This is a genomic window from Pseudoalteromonas sp. XI10 (genome assembly GCF_001469895.1).
GTDB lineage: Bacteria > Pseudomonadota > Gammaproteobacteria > Enterobacterales > Alteromonadaceae > Pseudoalteromonas.
Map to the genome: position 1 here is coordinate 156,601 of NZ_LOPY01000026.1, position 21,198 is coordinate 177,798.

General features: G+C 39.9%; 15 protein-coding genes. 9 read left to right on the forward strand and 6 right to left on the reverse strand.

Annotated features, from left to right (window positions below; all coding sequences use genetic code 11):
• Positions 1-158 precede the first annotated feature (158 nt).
• Genes AUR67_RS06955 through AUR67_RS06965 form a run of 3 tightly spaced genes read right to left on the reverse strand, consistent with a single transcriptional unit; the run spans position 159 to position 2,135 of the window.
• Positions 159-1,046: a bile acid:sodium symporter family protein gene (locus AUR67_RS06955; RefSeq protein ID WP_082665595.1), complete on the reverse strand. Its 888-nt coding sequence runs from the start codon at positions 1,044-1,046 to the stop codon at positions 159-161.
• A gap of 9 nt (positions 1,047-1,055) precedes the next feature.
• Positions 1,056-1,805 carry a class II aldolase/adducin family protein gene (locus tag AUR67_RS06960; RefSeq protein ID WP_058584720.1) on the reverse strand — a complete coding sequence of 250 codons (750 nt, stop codon included), beginning with the start codon at positions 1,803-1,805 and terminating at the stop codon, positions 1,056-1,058.
• A gap of 9 nt (positions 1,806-1,814) precedes the next feature.
• Complete coding sequence (locus AUR67_RS06965; RefSeq protein WP_058584721.1) at positions 1,815-2,135, reverse strand: DUF962 domain-containing protein; 321 nt, start codon at positions 2,133-2,135, stop codon at positions 1,815-1,817.
• Between the two features lie 97 nt (positions 2,136-2,232).
• Between AUR67_RS06965 and AUR67_RS06970 the strand changes: the two genes are divergently transcribed.
• From AUR67_RS06970 to AUR67_RS06985, 4 genes are all read left to right on the forward strand, one after another.
• On the forward strand, positions 2,233-3,198 hold the full coding sequence (locus AUR67_RS06970) for an AraC family transcriptional regulator (RefSeq protein WP_058584722.1): 966 nt from the start codon (positions 2,233-2,235) through the stop codon (positions 3,196-3,198).
• Between the two features lie 229 nt (positions 3,199-3,427).
• Positions 3,428-5,362: a methyl-accepting chemotaxis protein gene (locus AUR67_RS06975; protein WP_058584723.1), complete on the forward strand. Its 1,935-nt coding sequence runs from the start codon at positions 3,428-3,430 to the stop codon at positions 5,360-5,362.
• A gap of 260 nt (positions 5,363-5,622) precedes the next feature.
• Positions 5,623-6,516, forward strand: coding sequence for a cation diffusion facilitator family transporter (locus tag AUR67_RS06980; RefSeq protein WP_058584724.1), 894 nt, complete (start codon positions 5,623-5,625; stop codon positions 6,514-6,516).
• Between the two features lie 369 nt (positions 6,517-6,885).
• Positions 6,886-9,366 carry a response regulator gene (locus AUR67_RS06985; protein WP_235591804.1) on the forward strand — a complete coding sequence of 827 codons (2,481 nt, stop codon included), beginning with the start codon at positions 6,886-6,888 and terminating at the stop codon, positions 9,364-9,366.
• Here the strand turns inward: AUR67_RS06985 and AUR67_RS06990 are convergent.
• Positions 9,341-13,792, reverse strand: coding sequence for an EAL domain-containing protein (locus tag AUR67_RS06990; protein ID WP_082665596.1), 4,452 nt, complete (start codon positions 13,790-13,792; stop codon positions 9,341-9,343). The genes AUR67_RS06985 and AUR67_RS06990 overlap by 26 nt on opposite strands.
• A 253-nt stretch (positions 13,793-14,045) precedes the next feature.
• Between AUR67_RS06990 and AUR67_RS06995 the strand changes: the two genes are divergently transcribed.
• The 3 genes from AUR67_RS06995 (at position 14,046) to AUR67_RS07005 (ending at position 16,642) form a co-directional block, all read left to right on the forward strand.
• Positions 14,046-14,600, forward strand: coding sequence for an isochorismatase family protein (locus tag AUR67_RS06995; protein ID WP_058584727.1), 555 nt, complete (start codon positions 14,046-14,048; stop codon positions 14,598-14,600).
• A gap of 76 nt (positions 14,601-14,676) precedes the next feature.
• Positions 14,677-16,143, forward strand: coding sequence for a methyl-accepting chemotaxis protein (locus AUR67_RS07000; RefSeq protein ID WP_058584728.1), 1,467 nt, complete (start codon positions 14,677-14,679; stop codon positions 16,141-16,143).
• 13 nt (positions 16,144-16,156) lie between these two features.
• On the forward strand, positions 16,157-16,642 hold the full coding sequence (locus AUR67_RS07005) for a DUF6436 domain-containing protein (RefSeq protein WP_082665597.1): 486 nt from the start codon (positions 16,157-16,159) through the stop codon (positions 16,640-16,642).
• Between the two features lie 53 nt (positions 16,643-16,695).
• Here AUR67_RS07005 and AUR67_RS20905 read toward each other — a convergent pair whose 3' ends face one another.
• Positions 16,696-18,969 carry a CHRD domain-containing protein gene (locus AUR67_RS20905; RefSeq protein WP_082665598.1) on the reverse strand — a complete coding sequence of 758 codons (2,274 nt, stop codon included), beginning with the start codon at positions 18,967-18,969 and terminating at the stop codon, positions 16,696-16,698.
• A gap of 298 nt (positions 18,970-19,267) precedes the next feature.
• Here AUR67_RS20905 and AUR67_RS07015 point away from each other — a divergent pair, with 298 nt between their 5' ends.
• Positions 19,268-19,684, forward strand: a complete 417-nt coding sequence (locus tag AUR67_RS07015) for a hypothetical protein (RefSeq protein ID WP_058584730.1) — start codon at positions 19,268-19,270, stop codon at positions 19,682-19,684.
• Between the two features lie 57 nt (positions 19,685-19,741).
• On the opposite strand, the gene AUR67_RS07020 is transcribed toward AUR67_RS07015, so the two are convergent.
• On the reverse strand, positions 19,742-20,344 hold the full coding sequence (locus AUR67_RS07020; protein ID WP_058584731.1) for a hypothetical protein: 603 nt from the start codon (positions 20,342-20,344) through the stop codon (positions 19,742-19,744).
• Positions 20,345-20,992: 648 nt separating this feature from the next.
• On the opposite strand from AUR67_RS07020, the gene AUR67_RS21365 reads away from it, so the two are divergent.
• Positions 20,993-21,198, forward strand: a 206-nt coding sequence (locus tag AUR67_RS21365; RefSeq protein WP_235591805.1) for a hypothetical protein, incomplete at its 3' end; no start/stop codon positions are given.

The following is a 21,198-nucleotide window of genomic DNA, read 5'->3' on the forward strand; positions in this document are numbered from 1 at the left end:
AGTTATGAAAAATAAATAAAAAATTAATAGTTAGGATGGGTGATGAACTTTGTTATTAAGTGTGTTTTAGACTCATTTGGTTATCTCAAATTTTAACTGTTTTTTATTACTTTTTGTGTGATTAAAAACTTCCTTGTTTTTAGTCATCACTTTGGCTTTTATGCTTTGTTGAGAATGGCAAGGTGTTTTGTATGATGCGCGCTAAATAAGCGACAAAAAATATAACCCGTTACAAACATTGATAAGCTATAGGTTGCACCTGGAATTGCCATGGCGGCATTATTGATTAAGGTACTCGCAATTAAAATGGCAAGGGTGCCATTTTGTAGCCCAACTTCAACCGCAATGCTCATTTGTTGCTTGTGATCTAAGCCCGATATTTTTGCAAAAAACAACCCTAGTAACAGCGTGCTGAGGTTTAATGTCAGCGTTGCAATGCCACTGGTCGCAAAAAAGCTCAGCATTTGGTCAGCATTTTTATGAATAATGCTAAGCACTATCACAATTAAGAATACACTCGAAAAACGACGTATAAAGGGTTCTATTTTCAAGCTAAAATGGGGTTTAAAGTGATTAAATACCATTCCTAAGCAAACAGGAAGTACCGTTATCATCAGCATTTGCACTATGGTTTTAATCACGGGCAAAGCGAATTCGTGGCCCGGCACACTCAATGTATGCATGGCAAAATGCATAATCAGTGGCAAGGTAAACGGTGAGATAAATGTTGCTAGCGTTGTTAGACTTATTGACAGCGCAACATCCCCTTTGAATAAATAGGTATAAAGGTTTGAAGTCACACCACCCGGGCAGCAAGCCACTAAAATCAGGCCAATAGCGAGCTCTGGGGATAGGGTAAAACTCATTGCTAATAAAAACGCAACGCTTGGCAATAACAGTAGTTGGCAGCTTAAGCCTATTGAAAGTGCTTTGGGGCTAATAAATAATGCCTCAAAGTCTTGCTTTTTAAGCCCTAACCCCATGCCAAACATGATGATAAATAGTGCTAAAGGCAGCACTATTTTAGTCATGATATCAATTTGCATGGTATATCCTTATTGATCGTAACCCGGACTTTTATTGTCGAGTAAGCGCAGTAAGGCAGGCCAAGCAATTGCGCCACCCAGTCCCTTAGTAGCAACTTCAGTTTGCCCTTTGATACCCTCAATAATCGCGCTAGGTACTTGTACGAGTTGCTCAGTATTTTGTGAAGTACGAGTTTGTACAGCGCATGCAGCTTCAAAAACATACATAAACAAAAATGCATCAGCGACCGTTTTACCTACTGTTAATAGGCCATGATTACGTAGCATTAGGAAGTTATTAGAACCTAGGTCATTCACTAAACGGTCTTGCTCTGCAGGATTAAGGGCAATGCCCTCGTAGTCGTGATAACCCAAACCTGAGTGCACAACAACAGCTTGCTGAGAGATAGGCAATAAGCCGTCTTTGTTGGCAGACACTGCCGTGCCATTGAGTGAGTGGGTGTGAATAACGCAATGGGCATCATCACGCGCCATATGAATACAGCTATGAATATTAAACCCCGCAGGATTAACTGGGTATTCACTGTCATGCAGCTTATTACATCGTTGATCTACTTTGATAAGACTTGATGCGGTAATTTCGTGAAACATCATGCCATACGGGTTTATCAAAAATTTGTTGTCTGTGCCGGGAACGCGCATTGAAATATGGGTAAAAATTAAATCATCCCAGCCATATAAAGCAACTAGGCGATACGCGGCAGCGAGCTCAACACGGGCTTGCCATTCTTGATCTGATACTGTGTGTTTCATGGTCATGGTGTTTTCCTAAAATGGTACTTTGCGAATAATAATGTCTTTAAACATGACCCAATCACCAATAAAGCTATAAAAAGGGTGTGTAAAAGTAGCGGGGCGATTTTTTTCAAAAAAGAAATGACCAACCCAAGCAAAGCCATAGCCCACAACTGGGCATAAAATTAGCAAGCTATATTGCTGCTGATAAATAGCGGCAAACAAAATAGCCAAAACAATCCAACTGCCAATGAAATGTAAGCGTCGACAGACTTTATTTTTGTGTTCTTGTAAGTAATAGGGGTAAAACTCTTTAAAGTTCGCGAACTCGCGTTTACTTGCTACAGTGCCCATATTGTTGTCTCCGTTGTTAATTACAGGTTAACAATAGGCTTTTATTCTTTTATTTACTTGATAATATAGGTCATTGAATTGTTTATTTAGGACGCTCATGAGAACCTTATCAAGCTGGTGGCTACGTGCTATGGCTGAGTCGTTTAAATGGCAGGGCTTACCAATTACTGAGTTGTTTGCAGCGGCAAATATTTCTTTAGCAGAATTAAGTAGCCAAACAGCCCGATACCCACAAGCCAGTGTCAGTATGCTTTGGAAGCAAGCGCAAGCCATGTTACCAAACACCCACTTAGGTCTTTATGTTGGCAGTAACATGAATGTACGCGCTATTCCGGTGGTAGGCATGGCGATTATTCAGTCAACACAGTTATTGAGTGCTTTTCGGCTGATATTGCGGTATCAAAAATTGATGGGCGATACACATAATGTATCTTTGATCGATCACGGTAGTGAGTATGAACTTCGCTTTAACTTTAGTGATGGTGAGCGGGATATGTCACTGCTAAGCTACGAAGCGCCTATGGCGTTTTGTGTGAAAATAGCGCGCACTGTAAAGGGAAAAGATTGGCACCCAACGCGAATTTGCTTGCAACGTAAAGAGCCACACAGTGAGATTAATGCGCACTTTAATTGCAAAATTGAATACGGCGCAACGACCCACAGCCTTTTTTTTAGCGAAAATACCGACAGTGAACCTGTGTTATCAAGTCAGATGAAACTAGTGACGCAAACGAATGTGACGCAGGTACTGAGAATTTTACTTGAAGAGCATTTAATTCAAGGCCAAACCACCAGTAAAGCAATGGCAAAAGCACTTAATATGAGTGAAAAAACGCTGCAGCGCCGTCTTGCAAAAGAGGGCACAAGTTTTAGTAAAGAATTAGCAAGTTTAAGACAGCAAAAAAGTGTTTCGTTGTTAAACGAAACAGATCTTTCAGTTACTGAGATAGCCTTTTTATGTGGCTACTCTGAAATTAGTGCATTTCATCATGCATTTCATCGCTGGTATGGCATGTCGCCAAAATCCTACAAACAAAAAATGGCAATAAAAGCAGGGTCATAATAAGCACGATTTTATTCAGTGAGGTGTTTGTATCTAGTATTTTAACTAGTAAAAAGGTACAGATTGGCGTTTGTTCCTATTCTGTTTGAGTTTGATAATTATTCATACAAAAACAACAGTAAAAGCTTAAATAGCAATTGCTTAACACAGACTTGTTACCTAAAATTATTGATAGGACGCAAGGATGATCTAAAACCAAAACTCCACCACTAAGTATGAGGTTTGCTGAATGCGAAATCTATCGCTGCGCACTATTTTTATTAGTTTTGTGTTAATTGCATTGTTTGTTGTCACTGTGGTTAGCGCCTTAATCAATACCAGCCAATTTTCTCGGCTTTATTACCATCAAACAGAAGAGCAATTATTGCCTGACGCTGTGGGTAAAGTGGCTGCCGAAATTGACGCTCAAATGCGTTACCCGATCTCTGTGTCACAGTCGTTAGCTGAAAACCAAATTCTGCATACGTGGATGAGCGAAGGTGAGAAAAACTCGCCAATTCATCAACGTGTCATGGCGTACTTTGCTGACTTACAAAGAAAAAGCGGTGCTTCATCGGTGTTTTGGGTAAGCAAAAACTCAATGAGTTATTACACGCAAGACGGCTTTTTCAAATCAATTTCACAAAGTGAGCCAAGAGACAGTTGGTTTTTTGACTTTATTAGCTCAGATAAACGCCAAGCGCTCGCTTTAGATGTAAGTGAGCAGGGCGGACACCTCACTTTATACGTTAACACGCTAGTTGAAATTGCAGGACAACGCCTCGGTGTGGCAGGGCTTGGTTATGATATTTCAGATATTTCTAGCATTGTCACGTCGCGTAAAATTGGCGAGCAAGGGTATTTATTTTTAATTGATGACAGCAAGCGAATTATTGCACACGCAAATGATGCTTATATTGGTAAACAAGTCACAAGCGTCGCTTCATTAAGCGCATTACAAAGCTTTTTGAGTAGTAAACATACTGGCTTTACTCTATCGCAAGTCGAGCTCACAGGTGAAGATGTTTACGCTGGGGTTATGCCAATTGAAGGAACTGGCCTTACTCTTGTCGCGGTTCAGCCCAAGCAAGAGATATCAAGCGCGATTAATACAGTAGTTTGGATGTCGATTATCGTAAGTGTCGTGCTTGCTGGTATATTTTTAGTGCTAACGCTTTATTTTGCGAATTGGCTGAGTAAGAAAATACGCAGTGTTGGTGACGAGCTACTTGGTATGGCAGGCCACGGCGGTGACTTAACAAAACGTTTAGATGACAGTGTTGATAATGAGCTGGGTCATCTAGCTAAGGGCTTTAATGCTATTATTGGTAAAGTAGCTGAGCTGGTAGATGAAATCAGTGTCACCGAGCAAGCGATGCGAGAGGGGATTGACGATCTTGCGAACTTTGCCAACAAAACCTTTGTTGCTACCGAAGATCAGCGCGCGCAAACCGATCAAGTTGCCACAGCTATTACAGAAATGGGGCAAACAATTAACGAGGTGTCTGATATTGCTCATCGTACAGCAAGCGACACGGAAGAAGCAGTACGAGAAACCGTGCAAACCAATCAAAGTATGGCTGCTACAGCGCAAACCATGAATGAACTGAATGACATTTTGATCACGGTTGATAAAAGTATCGGTGAGTTTGCTAATCAAGCCGCTGAGATCAACTCGGTTGTTGAAGTGATCAATGCAATTTCAGAGCAAACTAACTTATTGGCACTCAATGCAGCAATTGAGGCGGCAAGAGCGGGTGAACAAGGGCGTGGCTTTGCGGTGGTTGCTGATGAAGTACGCTCACTTGCACAGCGTACGCAAACATCGACCTCTGAAATTAGAGAGCAGATTTCGCGCTTACAAAGCTCATCATTGCAATCACAAGAAGCAATTGCCGAAGGTACGCAAAGTAGTCAAAAGGTCACAGAACTTACGCACGTTGCAGTGTCTGCACTTCAGTCTATTCAGCAGAAGTTTGAGATTATCAGCCAAGGCAATCACCAAGTTGCAGCAGCAACCGAAGAGCAGGGCACGGTGGTTGAGCATATCAATCAGTCGGCTCATGATATTTCAGACAGTGCAATGCAAATACATGATAACGCTGAACAACAGCAGCGTGGTACGCAAAGCTTATTATCACGTGCTCAGCACCTTAAAGATTTAGTCAGTCAGTTTAAAGTTTAATTGCCTGCTTTTTAAATCTGCTTCGAGTAAAAAGCGTTAACAACATGTATTGTTAACGCTTTACTGCTTTTTAGCTTACAAGTGAGAGTTTCAGTTTACTTGTTTGCTGCTAATTCCTTTCTTATTAGTAACACATCGTGCAAAAAACTTTCAAAAAGGGACTATTAACTAAGTTTTTAGTGCGTTTAAGTGCGCTGCGTATTACAATTGAGACTTTATATCATTACCGCATTTCCAGCTGATAGGTATTTCACTTCTTCATGACAGATATTACAACACACCAAGCATCTCGACGCCGCTTGTTGATTGCCTTAGCCATAACGTGCTCGTTTATGGTGATACAGGTTATTGGCGCCTATTATTCGAATTCGCTTGCTGTACTTGCTGATGCTGGGCATTTGTTTGTTCATAACAGTTCTTTATTCATCGCGCTTATTGCCTCAAGCATGGCGATATATTTCGCGAAAAACTTTAATGATGGCTACCAGCGCGCAGAGCTTACTGGTGGCTTGATCAATGGCATCTTATATTTAAGTATTAGCTTGATTATCCTTTATGAGGGTGGTGAGCGTTACTTTCATCATAGCGATGGCCATGATTTACAAATTAATAGCTATCTGATGTCGGTCATTTCAGCTATTGGTTTTTTGTTTCATGGTGCTGCAGCTTGGGTGTTATACAAAGGGCGCAAAGCCAGTATTAACGTTTATGCAGTGTTTTTACACTCGTTTTTTGATTTAATTTCAACGGTTTCAACCTTCTTTGCTGGTATTTTAATCCACCTAACTGGCTGGGCAGAAATCGATATTATTTCGAGTATGTTGATTGCTACCTTTGTCTTGTTTACTGGGGTTAAAGTGATCATTCGTTGTATTCAAGGTTTACTTGAGAACAGAAATAAGCTGCCGAATGTAGCTGATATTGAACAAAGCATTGCCTCTGTTGAGCATGTAGAGAATGTTCACAATGTAACGGTAATGCGCCAAGACAAAGATATTATTGTAGGCGCGCATGTTGTTTTAAAGCAGCATTGTACCGTTGAAAAGCATGATGAAGCGTGTCGCTTAAAGGTCGAACAACTACTGCTGTCACGCTTTAAAATTGGAAAAAGTGTGCTGCAAATAGAAAGTCATGAATGCCAACATGTTAATTAAAGTGGCAAAATATTTAATTTTCTTTTAACTTAAAGGTATCACTATGAAGTTAGGGTACCTTTTTTGCTTCAAAATAAGCCTTCATATTTCAACTTTTTAGCTGCAGTACTATTTGGTTGTGTTGCAGGAGTTGTTAATCTGCTCCCTATTTGGTTTTTAGACAGCTCAGAGTTTCTTCTTGGCCAGTTTTTTGTGATCTTAAGCTTGCTGCTACTTGGTTGGCGGTTTGCAATTATCACTTTTATTATAAGTACAGGGTTTATTTTTTACAGGTGGGGGCATGCCTGGCCTTCCATTGTATTTGCTTTAGAGCTCATCTGCTTACAGCTTTTCTGTTTATCAAAATCGCGACCAGTTTTTTTTAGAGGTATGCTGTTTTGGCTGATGATAGGTTTGCCATTACTTTGGAGTTTTGGCCATTTCTTTTTAGGTTTACCAATTCTAACGATTGCTATTGCACTTGCTAAGTACTGTTTAAATGCTGCAATTTACTTATCTGTTATTGATTTACTGAGCTTTTTCTTTAGTCGCTATTCGTGGCATAAACATTATTCTTCGCTCTATAAAATACTTAACTATGTTGTTACTTTACTGGTTGTGCTGGTAGTCATATTAACCTCTGTAGTACTAACCAATAACCATTATGCGCGCATTGAGTATGAGATAAATGCGCAGTTAAAAGAAAAAGCCAAAGAAATCGCACGCACCATTGATGCTCACCTCGATCATCATAAAAAAGGGGTGGTACTCACTGCCAGAAGCATTGCCAACGGTGTCCCTCGTCAAATTGCCCTTGAGAATATGGCAAACCTATACCCTGATTTTAGAACACAGATAATTGCTGATGCCTTTGCTGATGTCACCCACTTTTATCCACAATCGTTAGCGATTAGTTTGCAGCAGTCAAACATTCGCGCCAATGTGGCAGATAGAGATTACTTTATAAATGCACCTAATAATGAGCTTGGTTATATCTCTACAATATTTAAAGGTCGTGGTTTTGGCTCTTTACCAATAGTTGCAGTATCAGCACCGATTTATATTGAAGATACTTTTACTGGCGTCGTTGAAGGCTCACTGATGTTTGATTATTTTGCAGGCCTCAGGCCCAGTCTATTTAGTCACCAGGGCGAGTTGTTGATTTTAGATGCCAGCAACAAAGTGGTATTTAGCACATTAGATGACTTTAAAGAGTTACAACAATTAACAGATGAAGAAATAGATTCGTTTGCAGACGAAGCACGCTTCAAAATGTTTGATGCTGAGAACGAACAGCAGTTTTACGCCAGAGAAGCTCGCTCAACAGAGCATAACTGGATTGTAATGACCATGCTCAATCGCAAACATGCCAACAATGTTGCGGTGAGTGCATGGGGTCAGTCTTTGGTGATGATATTGTTTATTATTTTATTAACCAGTGTGTTTATCACGCAATTAAGTCGCTGGTTAATCGCTCCAATTGAAAAGCTAGCTGAACAAATAGACAAATTTGAACCTGAGCGTGCAATCACCGATACCGACTTACCACAAACTTGGCTAGAAGTGAGTCGTTTGCAGTCGCAGTTTTCGAGTTTAGCAAATAAGCTGGCGCTTAATTTTAATCGCTTGCATCAAGCGAATCACGAAAACGAAGTGTTAAATAACAAACTGACTGATTTTAATGCTCAGCTCGAGCAACAAGTTAATGATAAAACAAATGAGCTAGTCGAAGCAGTGCGCGTAGCGAACCAAGCCAACCGTACTAAGTCGCAATTTTTAGCGAATATGAGCCATGAAATCCGTACCCCGCTTAATGGTATTTTAGGCATGACTCAACTGCTATTAGAAAATCCTAAACTTCCCGAAACTGAGCGCGATGAGCTGGCGATGATCCACCAAAGTGCCAATAACCTGCTGTTGATTTTAAATGATATTTTAGATTTTTCGAAAATTGAAGCGGGGGCACTTAAATTAGAAAACCGCGCTGTAGATATTAAGGCCTTACTACAACAATTAGCAAAAGTATTTAGCAATACCAGTGTGAAAACGGGTGTCGAATTTAACTTAAGCATAGCAAAGGACATACCTGAGTATATCCGTCTAGATCCACTGAGGTTTAGCCAAGTAATCAATAATATTTTGAGTAACGCGGGTAAATTTACTGAGTCAGGCGAAATAAACATGCAATGCCAAATGGCAAATAGTGCACTAGTAATAAAAATTCGCGATACAGGTATAGGTATTTCTGCAAATCAACAAACTAAATTGTTTACTGAGTTCACTCAAGCCGATATATCAACTACTCGTAAATATGGTGGTACGGGTCTTGGACTCACCATTAGTAAACGTATTATTGAGCTGATGGATGGAGGGCTTTCTTTGGTGAGCCAAGAAGGTGAGGGGAGTGAATTTACTATTATTGTGCCTGTGACTGTGAGCGACGCAGAAGCAACGGTAGAACAAAGTACAGACAAGCCAACACTTAGTGGCATAAATGTATTAATTGTTGAGGATAACCCTGTCAATCAAATCGTGCTGCAAAAAATGATGCAAGACACCCAGTGTACTATCAAAAAGGCAAACGATGGCTTACAGGCGCTTGAGCAGCTTAAAAGCTTTGCGGCAGATATTATATTGATGGACTGCCAAATGCCACACATGGATGGTTATCAATGTACACAAGAAATAAAGCAGAACCCTGCGCTGTATGGCGAAGCTATCATTATTGCTATTACGGCGAACGCCTTTGAAGAGGATCAAAAGCGTTGCCTTGTAGCGGGTATGGATGACTTTATCTCGAAGCCAATCAATAAAGATGAGCTTTATCGCTGCTTAAATAAATGGTTTAAAGCGCGTTTAGTCGATCAATAATTCCCTGAATCGTACTTTCTGCAATTAGATCATCGGCCAACATGGGTTTTGCGAAGTAGTACCCTTGTAAATCTTCGCAGCCCATCTCTGTTAAGAAGCTGATTTGCTCTCCTGTCTCAACTCCTTCAGCAATACAATATAAGCCTAAGTTTGATGACAACGCATGGATGGTTTTTATTATTGACTCATTACTTTTATCTTGGCCAATGTTTCTCACGAAGCTTTGGTCAATTTTGATCACATCAATCGGGAATTGACTTAGGTAAGTTAGTGACGAGTAACCTGTGCCAAAGTCATCAAGTAATAGTTTGAAGCCGGCATTTTTAAGTTTTTGCAGCTGCTTAGAAGCTTTCTCTTTATCTTCTAATAGTGTGTTTTCTGTAATCTCAAGTCGCAGCTGTACAGGCTTAACCATGTGATTATTCAAAATAAGTAATAAGCGTTCAGTTAAGTTCGATTTTAAAATATGCGTTGGTGACAGGTTTAATGATAAATAAAACTGTGGGTTAGCACGCAGCATAGGTAGCAGCTCTGTTAGCGCTCTATCAAGGGCTTGCTCAGTCAGCGCATCGATTAGACCTATCTCTTCAGCAATAGGAATGAATTCGGCAGGTGATACAAAACCTTGCTCGTTCTTCCAGCGCATTAAAAGCTCAACGCCGTTAATTTTTTTAGTTTTAGCATTAACAATAGGCTGATAGTTATTAAATAACTCATCGTCTTTAAACGCATCTTTCAAGGCATTTTCAAGTAACAGCTTTTTGGTCAGCTGGTTATTCATCTGCTCTGTGAAATATTTAAAATTGTTACGGCCAGATTGCTTAGCATGCATCATGGCTATATCTGAATTTTTAATTAAATCATCTGCTGTTTTCGCATCAAATGGGTAAAGAGCGACACCAACACTCGCTGAAATGTTGATTGAAAAGTCGTCAATTATAACCTTGCTTGCCAGTTCTTCAGTGAGCTTTTTAACGAGATCACTGAGTGTTTGCGGTGAGTGTAAATCTTTAATAAGAACCAAAAACTCATCGCCACTTTGACGGCCTATTACGGCGTTTTCAGGTAACATTAGACTTACTCTTTGCGTGATATCGCAAAGTAATTGGTCGCCGACAGCGTGCCCGAATGAATCATTTACTGGTTTAAATTTATCTAAATCAATAAATAATAATGCAGCTAGTTTATTGTATTTTTTGGCGTTATTTATACAGTTGCTAATTTTTGTATACATTAAAGAGCGGTTAGGCAAGCCCGTTAACGGGTCATAATTTGCTAAATAGCGCAAATCGTCTTCAGCGCGTTTTTGCTCTGTTAAGTCTGAAATTACAATTACATAATGACTAATTGTTTGGCTTTCCTTGGCTACAGCCGTGACACTAATATGAACCGGGTGTGCAGGGCTTTTTAAAGTACGAATGACAGCCTCTGTTTTCCAATTTTGCTTTGGTTTAAGTGTTTTTAATACGTCTATATATTCAAGGTATTTTGCACGGCCTATGGCTGCAATAAAGTCGCGACTAGTAAGTTCTGCAACATTGTTTGGCGTGGCGAATGCTTCACCAAAACTAGCATTAGCAGAAAATGGTTTGAGTTGATTGTCTAAAATTAGCAACCAGTCGTTTATTTGCCCAAATGCTTCGCCGAGCACACTGGCTTGCTGGGCATTAGCGCGTTGCTCTGTAATATTGGTATAAATACCGGTTATTTTTAATGGACGGTTGTTTTCATCGGTTGCAACAATACGGCCAATGTCTTCGTACCAAAGCCAGCTGCCATTTTTATGTTTTAAACGGTAAGTAGTGTTCCATTGCTCATTATTTGTTTGCTTACAAAATAGTTGCCACTGGCTAGTTACATTATTGCGATCGTGCGGGTGCACTAAGCCCACAAACTTGTTGAGGCTTATACCATCTTTATATTCGGCATAGCCCAGTTCAGCAGAAAAGCGAGTCGTTCTTAAAAATTGTTCTGCTAGGTTAATCTCCCAAACACCACTTTTAGTACTACTTAAAGCGAGTTCGGTTTGTTGTTGTGATTTTACAGCTTCTGCATGCGCACGGCCGATCATTTGCTGACGAGCACGGTATTGCCAAAATAGGAAAAACAAAACAGCTAAAACAATAATGACATAACTTGCTTTTGCAGCAGGGGATGACCAAGGTGCATGTGCAACGTTGAACCTTAGCTGTCTAGACGCTGATATTGCATCGCTTAACTCGGTTGACGACGACACTGATAACACATAATCACCAGGCGGTAACTTAGTGAAAAAGACCTCATTGGTTGTTAGCTTGTCGTATTGCAGTGAGGTTGGCCCATCAAGGGTCACTCGGTACGATGTTTTATCTTTATTGATGGTATCAAAATTAGAAAAGGTGACTGCTAAGCCCATATCATCATAAGTGATCTGCAGAGGCGTATTCACATATTTATATGGATGATAGTTAAGCTCTCGCGAAAGCAAAGTTACATTGGTAATTTCGGTATTTATGTTACCTGCCTCTACAGGCGACGATAAAAAGTCCTCTGGTGAAAGTAAAAGTACGCCTCGGGTACTACCAAATGCTAGTTGCCCGTTATGTAAGGTGGTGTCGGCATCAATGTTAAATTCATTAACGGCTAAACCATCGCGAATAAAGTATCGGTCAAGTTCTAAGGAGCTTAAGTCAAGGCGGTAAAGGCCATTTTGAGTCCCTAACCATAAAAAACCAAAACGATCTATTTGCAATGCAAAAACAGATTTAGCTTTTAAGCCCGACTGTATATTAATACGGTGTTTAACTTCGTAAGTTTTAGCATCTATGCCAATAAGCCCTTCGTCAGCTGAACCAAGCCAAAGGGTATTGTTATAATCCATCACCCAGTCATCAATTGTGGTGAACGCTAAAGGGTTATAGTTTTCTGTTTGGTATATCAGTGTTAACTTTTGAGTCTGCTCATTGTAGCGGTATAACTTGCCAGACATACTCAGTACGTATTCGTCGGGGTGGTCTGGCAGTGGCTTTAAAAAAGCATGGGCATTAACTAGGTCAACTTGTTCTTTTAGTCCTTTAATTTTTGAAAGTTCGCCAGTTTTACCATTGTACTTATAAAAATTTTGGTCATCTAAAAATGCAAATTGATCATTGCCCATAGCACGAAAGCCCCAGTTAGGGCCGTAATTTATAAGGTGCATGGCCTCAGCATTGCCTTTTATAGGCACTAGTTCACCTTTTTGTTTATCAAACAAGGCAAGACCTATGTATTTCATTAGCCACAGATAACGGTTGCTGTCATCAATGTTAGCTTCAGTAATACCATAAATACCATGCTCACCATGAAAGGCTTTTTCATCGTTACTAACTAAATATGGTGTAATATTTTTAGTAAGTTGGTTGTACTTCATTAGGCCATTATCTGTACCTATCCAAACGGTATCATTTTGATCTTGTAATACCGACCAGACATTATTATTGAAGCGAGCTTGGTTATTTTTTAATTCAATATGTTTAAAACGTCTTGCGAGTGTTGACCAAGTAAAAACGCCTTGAGAGCGAGATGCAAGCCACAGCAATCCTGTTTTATCAATCATTACATCTTGAATTGAATTGTCAGACATCAAAAACTTACTTTGTTCAAAGTTTAAGATGAACTCAACCGACATGGTTTGGCGATTAAATTCGAACAATCCTTTTTCTGTGACGATATATTCACCAAATGAGTTAACAGAATAGTCCCAAATATTTAAGTTAGGGATTAACAGCCTTACCTTATCAAATGCCAATAAACGGTTAGCGTTAAAAGGGATATCAAACATGCCCTCTACAGTGCCAACAAATAAGCCCAGTTGCGCATCGACCCTTAAAAATTTTACGTTTTTATTATCTTCGGTGACCTGAGATTTATCGGTTAGCGGAATATGCGAGATATGATCATCTGCAAGGTTTTTTGAGAAAAGCCCATTTGATGTGCCGATATATAAAAAGTTGTCGTGCAGGGTGAGTGCTCGCACAATGTGCTCTTCTTTATTGATAGAAAACTCATGCAAAAACTTTTTTGATTGCTTGTTGTATGAATAAACGTGCTGAGCAATAGCGAAGTAAAAAAAGTAATCGTCTTCAGTGATTGCTAAAATAGGCGAAAAGAAAACATCTTCAGGGTCTAGTTTGCCAGAATAGATTTTTTCGACTTTTAGTGTTTTTGGGTCTATTAGAAAAGCACCTGAAAACTCAGTGCTGACGAAAATGTTTCCGTCGTCAGTTTTATGCATTGTGGTAATTTGTCGCTGATCGAGCATGTACTCTCCAGCAAAAGGCGCTACCTGATAACCATCATACCTATTTAAGCCTTGGTAAGTACCAATCCAGATAAAGCCTAAATCATCTTGCACGATTTTAGTTACACTGCCTTGCGTAAGTCCTTCATCGGTCGAAATACGCTGCATTTGCAAAGCATAGTTTTGTGCCAACGCCGAAGAGGAAAGCGTGAAGAACAGCAAACTGAAAATCAAAAGAAAAAGTTTAGGCACTGACTGATTAACCCTAAATTATTATTTGCGCATAATTTTTAACAAAATATAGCACAATTATGACCGTAATTAATGGTTCTGAAAAGAAAAAATAGTAATAAGGTCTACTTGTTGCTGAAACTGAAACCTATGCTATAACTAGTTCAATTATCAGCAATTTGAGAACGTGATGCGCCATTCATTTATAAGCCAAAAAAGTAATGCATTGTTATTGATTATTGACCTTCAGGCAGGGCTTGAACCGGTAATTAACGACTTTGGCTTAGCTGTTAATCAGACCGAAAAGTTAATAAAAGCAGCTAAAGCTTTAGATATTCCCTATTTATTTACCGAACAAAACCCAACCAAGTTAGGTAAAAGTAGTGAACAGCTCTTACCTTTTATAACTGGCACTAACTGCTATCACAAAATACATTTTAGCGCATGCCAAGAGGTTCAATTTAACAACTTATTGGCTGGCTTTAACCGTAAGCAAATAGTGGTAACGGGTACAGAGTCGCATGTGTGTGTACTGCAAACTTGTTTAGACTTAATTGCCAATGGTTATCAGGTGTTTGTAGTGGAAGATGCCATTGCATCACGCAACGAAAAACACAAAGAGTTAGCAATTAAGCAGCTATTGGCAGCAGGTGCTATTATTAGCTGTACAGAAAGTGTGATATTTCAATGGCTAGAAAAAGCAGGGACCGATCAATTTAGAGCATTATTGCAATTAATAAAGTGAACCATGATGCGCATCAAACCGTATTGGCTCGATTAGTTGTATTTTTGTAAATTATTTAATAATTAAGGCTTTATCTATGACGAGTGTGCGCCGCCTTTTTACTTATTTATTCCTTTTATTGTTTGTTGAATCTTTAATTTTAGGTTTTATCTATTCGACCCTTATTACCGGTTTGGTAACGGGTTTATTATTGCTATCTTTACCGCTTTGGATGCTCCATCAATATCCAACGAGCAAGTTAACAGCCCATGTTGTGGCTGCCGGTTGCATGATGTTTTCGTTTTTACACATCCAGCAAAGCTACGGTCTCATTGAAGTTCACTTTGAAATATTTATTTTGATGGCCGTGTTGATCATGTTTGTTGAATGGCGCGTGTTTATTACTGCACTTGCTTTTGTGGCCGTTCACCATTTGAGCTTTTACTTTTTACAGATAAACGAAGTCGGTTTATACGTTTTTGACCCAGACAGACTGTATTTTAGCACCGTACTTATTCATGCCGTGTATGCCATTGTTGAAGCAATTGTAGCCGGCTATATTGCTAAAACCCTACATCGTGAACGTAGTTCTGGCTTATCGTTAAGCACAACGACAGAGCAGATAATGGCCGACGAAAACAGCATTAATATTAGTTTAAGAGCGGATGATAGCCACAGTGAAGTTGTAGCGGGTTTTAACCGTTTACTGGGTTTCGTATCGAGTGTGATAGGTGATGTTCAAAGCCAAAGTAGTGTTTTAAAAAATCAGTCTAAACAATTACTTGAAGTACACGACGAATTGCATGAGCAAGCACTTCATCGTGAGCAGCTATCGACGGATATCGCGCAGTCAGGTGAACGAGTCGCCGAAGGCTTTGCCCATGTTGAACAAGAAAGTAATGAACTACAAACACAGTTTGAGCAGCTCCATTTAAGTGCCACAGAGGCATTAAATGAAGTGGCGAATACCGATAGCAAAACGGCTGAGCTTGCTAATAACCTTCAAGAAGCAGATCAAAACATTAGCCAACTTGTAAGTGCATGTTCGCATATCTCTGAATTGCTTAATGAGATTTCGTCAATTGCTGAGCAAACGAATTTACTTGCGCTTAACGCTGCAATTGAAGCTGCACGTGCTGGTGAACAAGGCCGCGGCTTTGCGGTAGTGGCTGATGAAGTCAGAAACTTAGCAACGCGTAGTAAAAACACGACGGATAAAATAACCAATACGCTTGAAAGTTTGATGCAAAATAGCGCCTCATCAACTAAGTCGATGCAGGGTAGTGTTGCGCTTATAGAGCAGTTATCAGCAATTAGTTCGCAGATGAAACTGCAAATTACCGAGATGACAGAGCAGGTGAATGTTGCTGCAAGCAGCTCACAATCGGTTGCACATGTAGTGCAAAATCAAGCGGGCAATACGCGTGCTATTGCCGATAATTCACAGGCCTTAATTGCTAACCAAGCCAACGACAACTTGATGATTGAAAAACTCACCGATCGCGTACAGTTAATTGATGTAAGTATCGATGTACTGGAGCAAGGTATTGCTAAATTCAAATAGCAAATGGCTGATAATGGCAACTCTACTTTGGGTTGCCTCTGTAGCATTAGCCTTGGTGTTTGCTTATTCTCAACAAGCAAGCACCTTTGATCCAGATAAAAAGCTAGCCACAGCAAATTGGTTACCTGCTTTTCAACAAAGTATGGAGCTTGGCATCACTAATGCAGATACCTTGTACATTATTGATGAAAATACCTGCGTATGCTCAGAGCGTTCACAACCGCATATAACAAGCCTTAGCAGCTATGCAGCAGAGCAAGGTATTAAAGTAATAAAACTTAAACCAACATCTGCGGTTGCTGCAATATTACCCGCTCAACCTGCCGCAATACTTGTTTCAGAAAATCAACAGCTTGTGTATGCAGGGCCATTATCAAAAGGACTCGCCTGTTCTAGTCAGAATGGCTTTGTTGAGTTAGTAATTGCAAACCTACGAGCGGGTTTTAATAGCCAATTTATTAATTCAGACGCCGAGGGATGTTATTGTGAAATTAATTGAGCTAGAAAGGTAAGTAAAAGAGGCCAAGTATATTGGCCTCTGATTCTATAAAATTATTGGATTTGGCCTCGTATCTCACCGCTTGGATTTGCAGGCGTATGAATGTTTACATAATGACCGCCTGAAGCTAAAACTGAAAAGATATCGGCATTTATCATTAAGCTTGTGCTGCTCATCCAGCGATTCATATCATCACTGTCTTGTACAAGGGGAGCTAACACAGGGCCATTTTCACCTGCTACGCCGGTATGAATGTGGGCTGCACTTGCATCGCTTACACCCGATGTAAGTACTTGCAGTTCAACACTATAATCATTGGTATTCACTAGCGCATAACCATCACCAGATGCATCCGTTGTAACCGCGGGTACTTCTTGTTCACCAGAAAGCGGGAAGGTTACAAACACATAGTTATCGGTAAGGATTTGACCGCGTAGTTCACCACCTGGGTTAGCTGGAGTATGCACATTAACGTAGTGACCACCTGATGCGAGTACTGCAAAAATATCTGCGTTAATCATGGTGTTTTCTGGTGTTTGCCATAGGTTCACGTTGTCGCTTGACTGCTCTAACGCGGCAAGAACGTCGCCATTGGTGCCTATTCGACCAGTATGAATGTGGGCAGCAGTAGCATCACTCACACCTTCGGTTAACGCTCTTAATTCTAAATGGTAGTTATCCATGTTAACTAATGCATAACCACTACCTGATGCCATCGTATCAACCGCAGGAACTTCTTGCATACCACTAAGTGGGAAGGTTACGAGCTGATAGTTATCTGTCAGGATTTGACCTCTAATTTCGCCACCCGTGTTAGCAGGCGTATGCACGTTAACGTAATGACCACCTGATGCAAGTACCTCAAAGATCTCAGCGTTGATCATGGTATTTGCTGGTGTCATCCACATGCCTGCGTCAGTTGTTGACTGCTCAAGTGCAACGAGTACGTCGCCATTCGTGCCAATTCGGCCAGTGTGAATGTGTGCACCTGTTGCATCATCAACACCCATTGTGTTTACTAATAGCTCTAAAGCATAGTTATCCATGTTAATTAATGCATAGCCTTCACCGCTTGCATCAGTTTCGACTGCAGGAACTTCTTGCTCACCGCTTAGTTTAAAACTCGTAAAGCCATAGTTGCTGGTTAGGATTTGCCCGCGAAGCTCGCCGCCAGCATTAGCAGGTGTATGAACATTGACATAGTGACCGCCAGAAGCCAGCACTGCAAAAATATCCGCGTTGATTTGCGTGTTGCTTGGTGTCATCCAGACATTACTGTCGTCCATTGATTGTTCAAGAGCTACTAATACATCGCCATTAGTACCGATACGGCCTGTATGAATGTGCGCAGCACTTGCATCGTCTAAGCCTGACGTGACAACAGTTAGCTCTACACTGTAGTCTGTTGTATCAACAAGGGCATAACCATCACCATCAGCCATGGTGCTGACCATAGGAACTTCTTGATTACCACTTAAGTCAAAGGTCGCAACTGCATAGTTGTCTGTTAAGATTTGGCCGCGAATTTCGCCACCGGCAAATTCAGGCGTATGAACATTAACATAGTGACCGCCGTCTAAAAGTACCGCCAGAGTGTCGCTGTCGATCATGGTGCCTTCTGGTACAACCCAGTCAGTCATGACTTCGTCGTCTTGTTCTAAAGTCACGAATACATCACCATTTGAGCCTAATTTTCCTGTATGGATGTGAGCTGCTGTAGCGTCATCAACACCCATAGTCACCGCACGAAGTCGTAATTCTGTCGTGGCGCTATCATAAGATGCATAGCCATAACCCATTGCGTCACTGTCGTTCATAGGCACTTGCTGATCGCCATTTAAAACAAACGTGATGATACTCGTTGTATCAGGCACAATTTGCGCACGGAGTTCGCCGTTTGCATACTGTTCGGTATGAAGGTTAATGTACCAATCGCCATCCATTAAATCAGCGATCAAGCTTTCATCAAGGTCGGTAATTGCGACTTCATACATACCATCGGTAGTGGCTTCAAATGCAAAAGCAACATCACCATTAGCGCCTAAATCGCCGTCGTGTATGTGTGCTGCACTAAAGCCTTCGACTGAGCTTGCATCAAGTGTTGCACTAAATTGCATTAAACTTTCGTCAAGCTCTACCGTTGCAGTCGCTGTTTGCATTGAGTCATTCATTGGCACTTCTTGTTTGCCACTTAAAGTTACAGAATAAGTTTTACTTGGAGTGAATTCTTGAACTGGGGGAGGGGTAACAACTTCGGTATTATTGTCATCATCATCGCTACACGCGGTGAGAAAAAGTAAGCTGCTAGCCAGGAGTATGTATTTCATCGTTCTTCCTTATATCTTTGTATGTTCGGACGTTACGACGTGTCCATTTCAATAAGGCTTACGGCAGGTGTTTAAAAAGAGATCACAAAAGGTTATTTAAAAGTTAAAAACTGGTTCTTTAGTATTGGTTTGTTGAAAGAGGGGATTAATAGTTAAAGTTTAATATCGCTAACTTTAAAGAAACATACATGCTTAGCAACATAAAAAGTTTTGGGTGGTAAATGGGTACGGATTGTGCATCTATTTTGTTTTCAAAAGGTTTATAGCTAAACGTCAAAAAATTAACGATAGGAAAACTATGCAGCTAACTTCGTACACATCCTCATTCCTAAAAGAGCCATTATTAGATCAGCAAAATAAAAATGAGCTAAACCCAGAAAGTGAAAAAGCAACAAACCTTCAAGGCTCTAAACAACAAGAAGCGGGCGTTGATTCTGATCCACAAGCAGAAGCTCAATCAAAGACATCGCAAACACAGCAAGAGCTAGTAGTAAAAATAAAGGAGTTACAAAATAAGATTAATAGTTTAAAAAGCAATAAAGACCTAGCTCCAGAACAACGAGAAAGTGAGTTACTAGAGCTTAATAAACAACTTGATGAAGAAATAAATGCAGTCCAGCTTGCCGTAAAAAGTAATGTTTCTACGATGATAAACTCATTGTTTGCTCCTACTTCTAGTAATCACTCTGGTATGCTGTTTAACAATAAAGCGTAAGTTTAAGGCAAAGCGCTTGTTCGCAGTTACTTTGCCAATTGAATATTTATAAGTCCGCTAAATCACATACTTTGTAAGTGAGTAGATGAGAGTACATATAAAGGTAAATAGGAAGAACCATTTTATGTGAACTGTTATTGGTGACCCGCGTTTGGCTGTTCTGATCATAGTGACTGGGTAATCATACTCAACGAGTGTCTTGAAAAGTTCAGGATGCTCTAAGCTCCAGTCATTTAAAGGAATTGAATCACCATAGCGAGTTTTAAAAATAACAGAAAATAGATAGGCACGCCTAGGTTGTGGATCGTTAATATCGTAGCCGCTTTTGGTGCGTGTAAAATTCCATATGGCTTCAACATTAAGTAAATCTTCTCTTTTAATTGTTCGTGGTTTTCTGTCATCGAATAAAAGTGCAGGCAGGTAAACCTGTTCTTGGTTTATTTTAATTTCGCACAACGGGGATTCATGGATGAAGTAACGCTTATTGGCAATAAACATTTGAACTAAAAAGTAACTGAGATATGTAATGATCACAGCGGCAATTGCACCTGCAGCGGATTGTGTTTTCCAAACAAGGTGGCAAGCAATGATGAATATAGTACCAGTGATTAATTTTGCTTTGAATTTCTGTGCTTTAGGTAAAGGGACTGCGCATCTCAAGATAGTATTTCAGGTTGCACTTTCGTTTTTATGAAAGTCTGAAAAAAGATTGAGCTAAAGTTTTCACGGGTTAATTTAAAAGTAGGCGCTTCCATGTGTCCTCGATTACATATTTAGTATTAGGAGTAAAATAGCAAATGCAGTACTTTACTATCAACTAAAAAACACCAGATTTTGTTTAAGTTTGGTTGGAGCATAACTTGCTTTTTATTGGTATAGTAAGTTACTGATAAATGTGAACTGGTGAAATGATAGATTATTTTCTTATTATTTTGATGGTACTTTCGGCTGTTTTATTTTTGTTTGTAATAGTTTTGTTTATCTTAGCTCCAAAATTCACAAAAAAAGAGCTTTTCATAAACTACTACGGCGGAACAGGTGCAGTTTATCATGGTTTTAAGCTGTTCAAAGTTGAATCCTATCGGGAAGACAAAGTGTGGGCTTGTAAAGCCATTAAATACTCATCTATAGCAATTGTAGTAATGTTTTTCATTATGGTTTTTTTAATAAAATTGAATGGAGTTCAACAGAGCTAGGAGTCGGTTCTTGTTTTCTCTTTCGTGGATTATGGTTAAGCACTATGCCAAACAACGTAATAGCTTTTTTCTGAGCTAATCGTAGAGACTCAAGTTAAATGGTGGAGATAATATGAGGTATTTAATTTTTATCCTTTTATTCCAAAGCGGCATTTGCATGGCGTTGCAGCCTATATCTGAATATTGTGAAGACTCTTATCTGTTAGGCCGAATCGGAGGTGATATTTTTGCAGCAAACAAATGCCTAGTATATGGTTACACTGCTGAGGATATGACTTTCTTTAAGAATAGAAACACAAGTATTGAATTCGATGATAT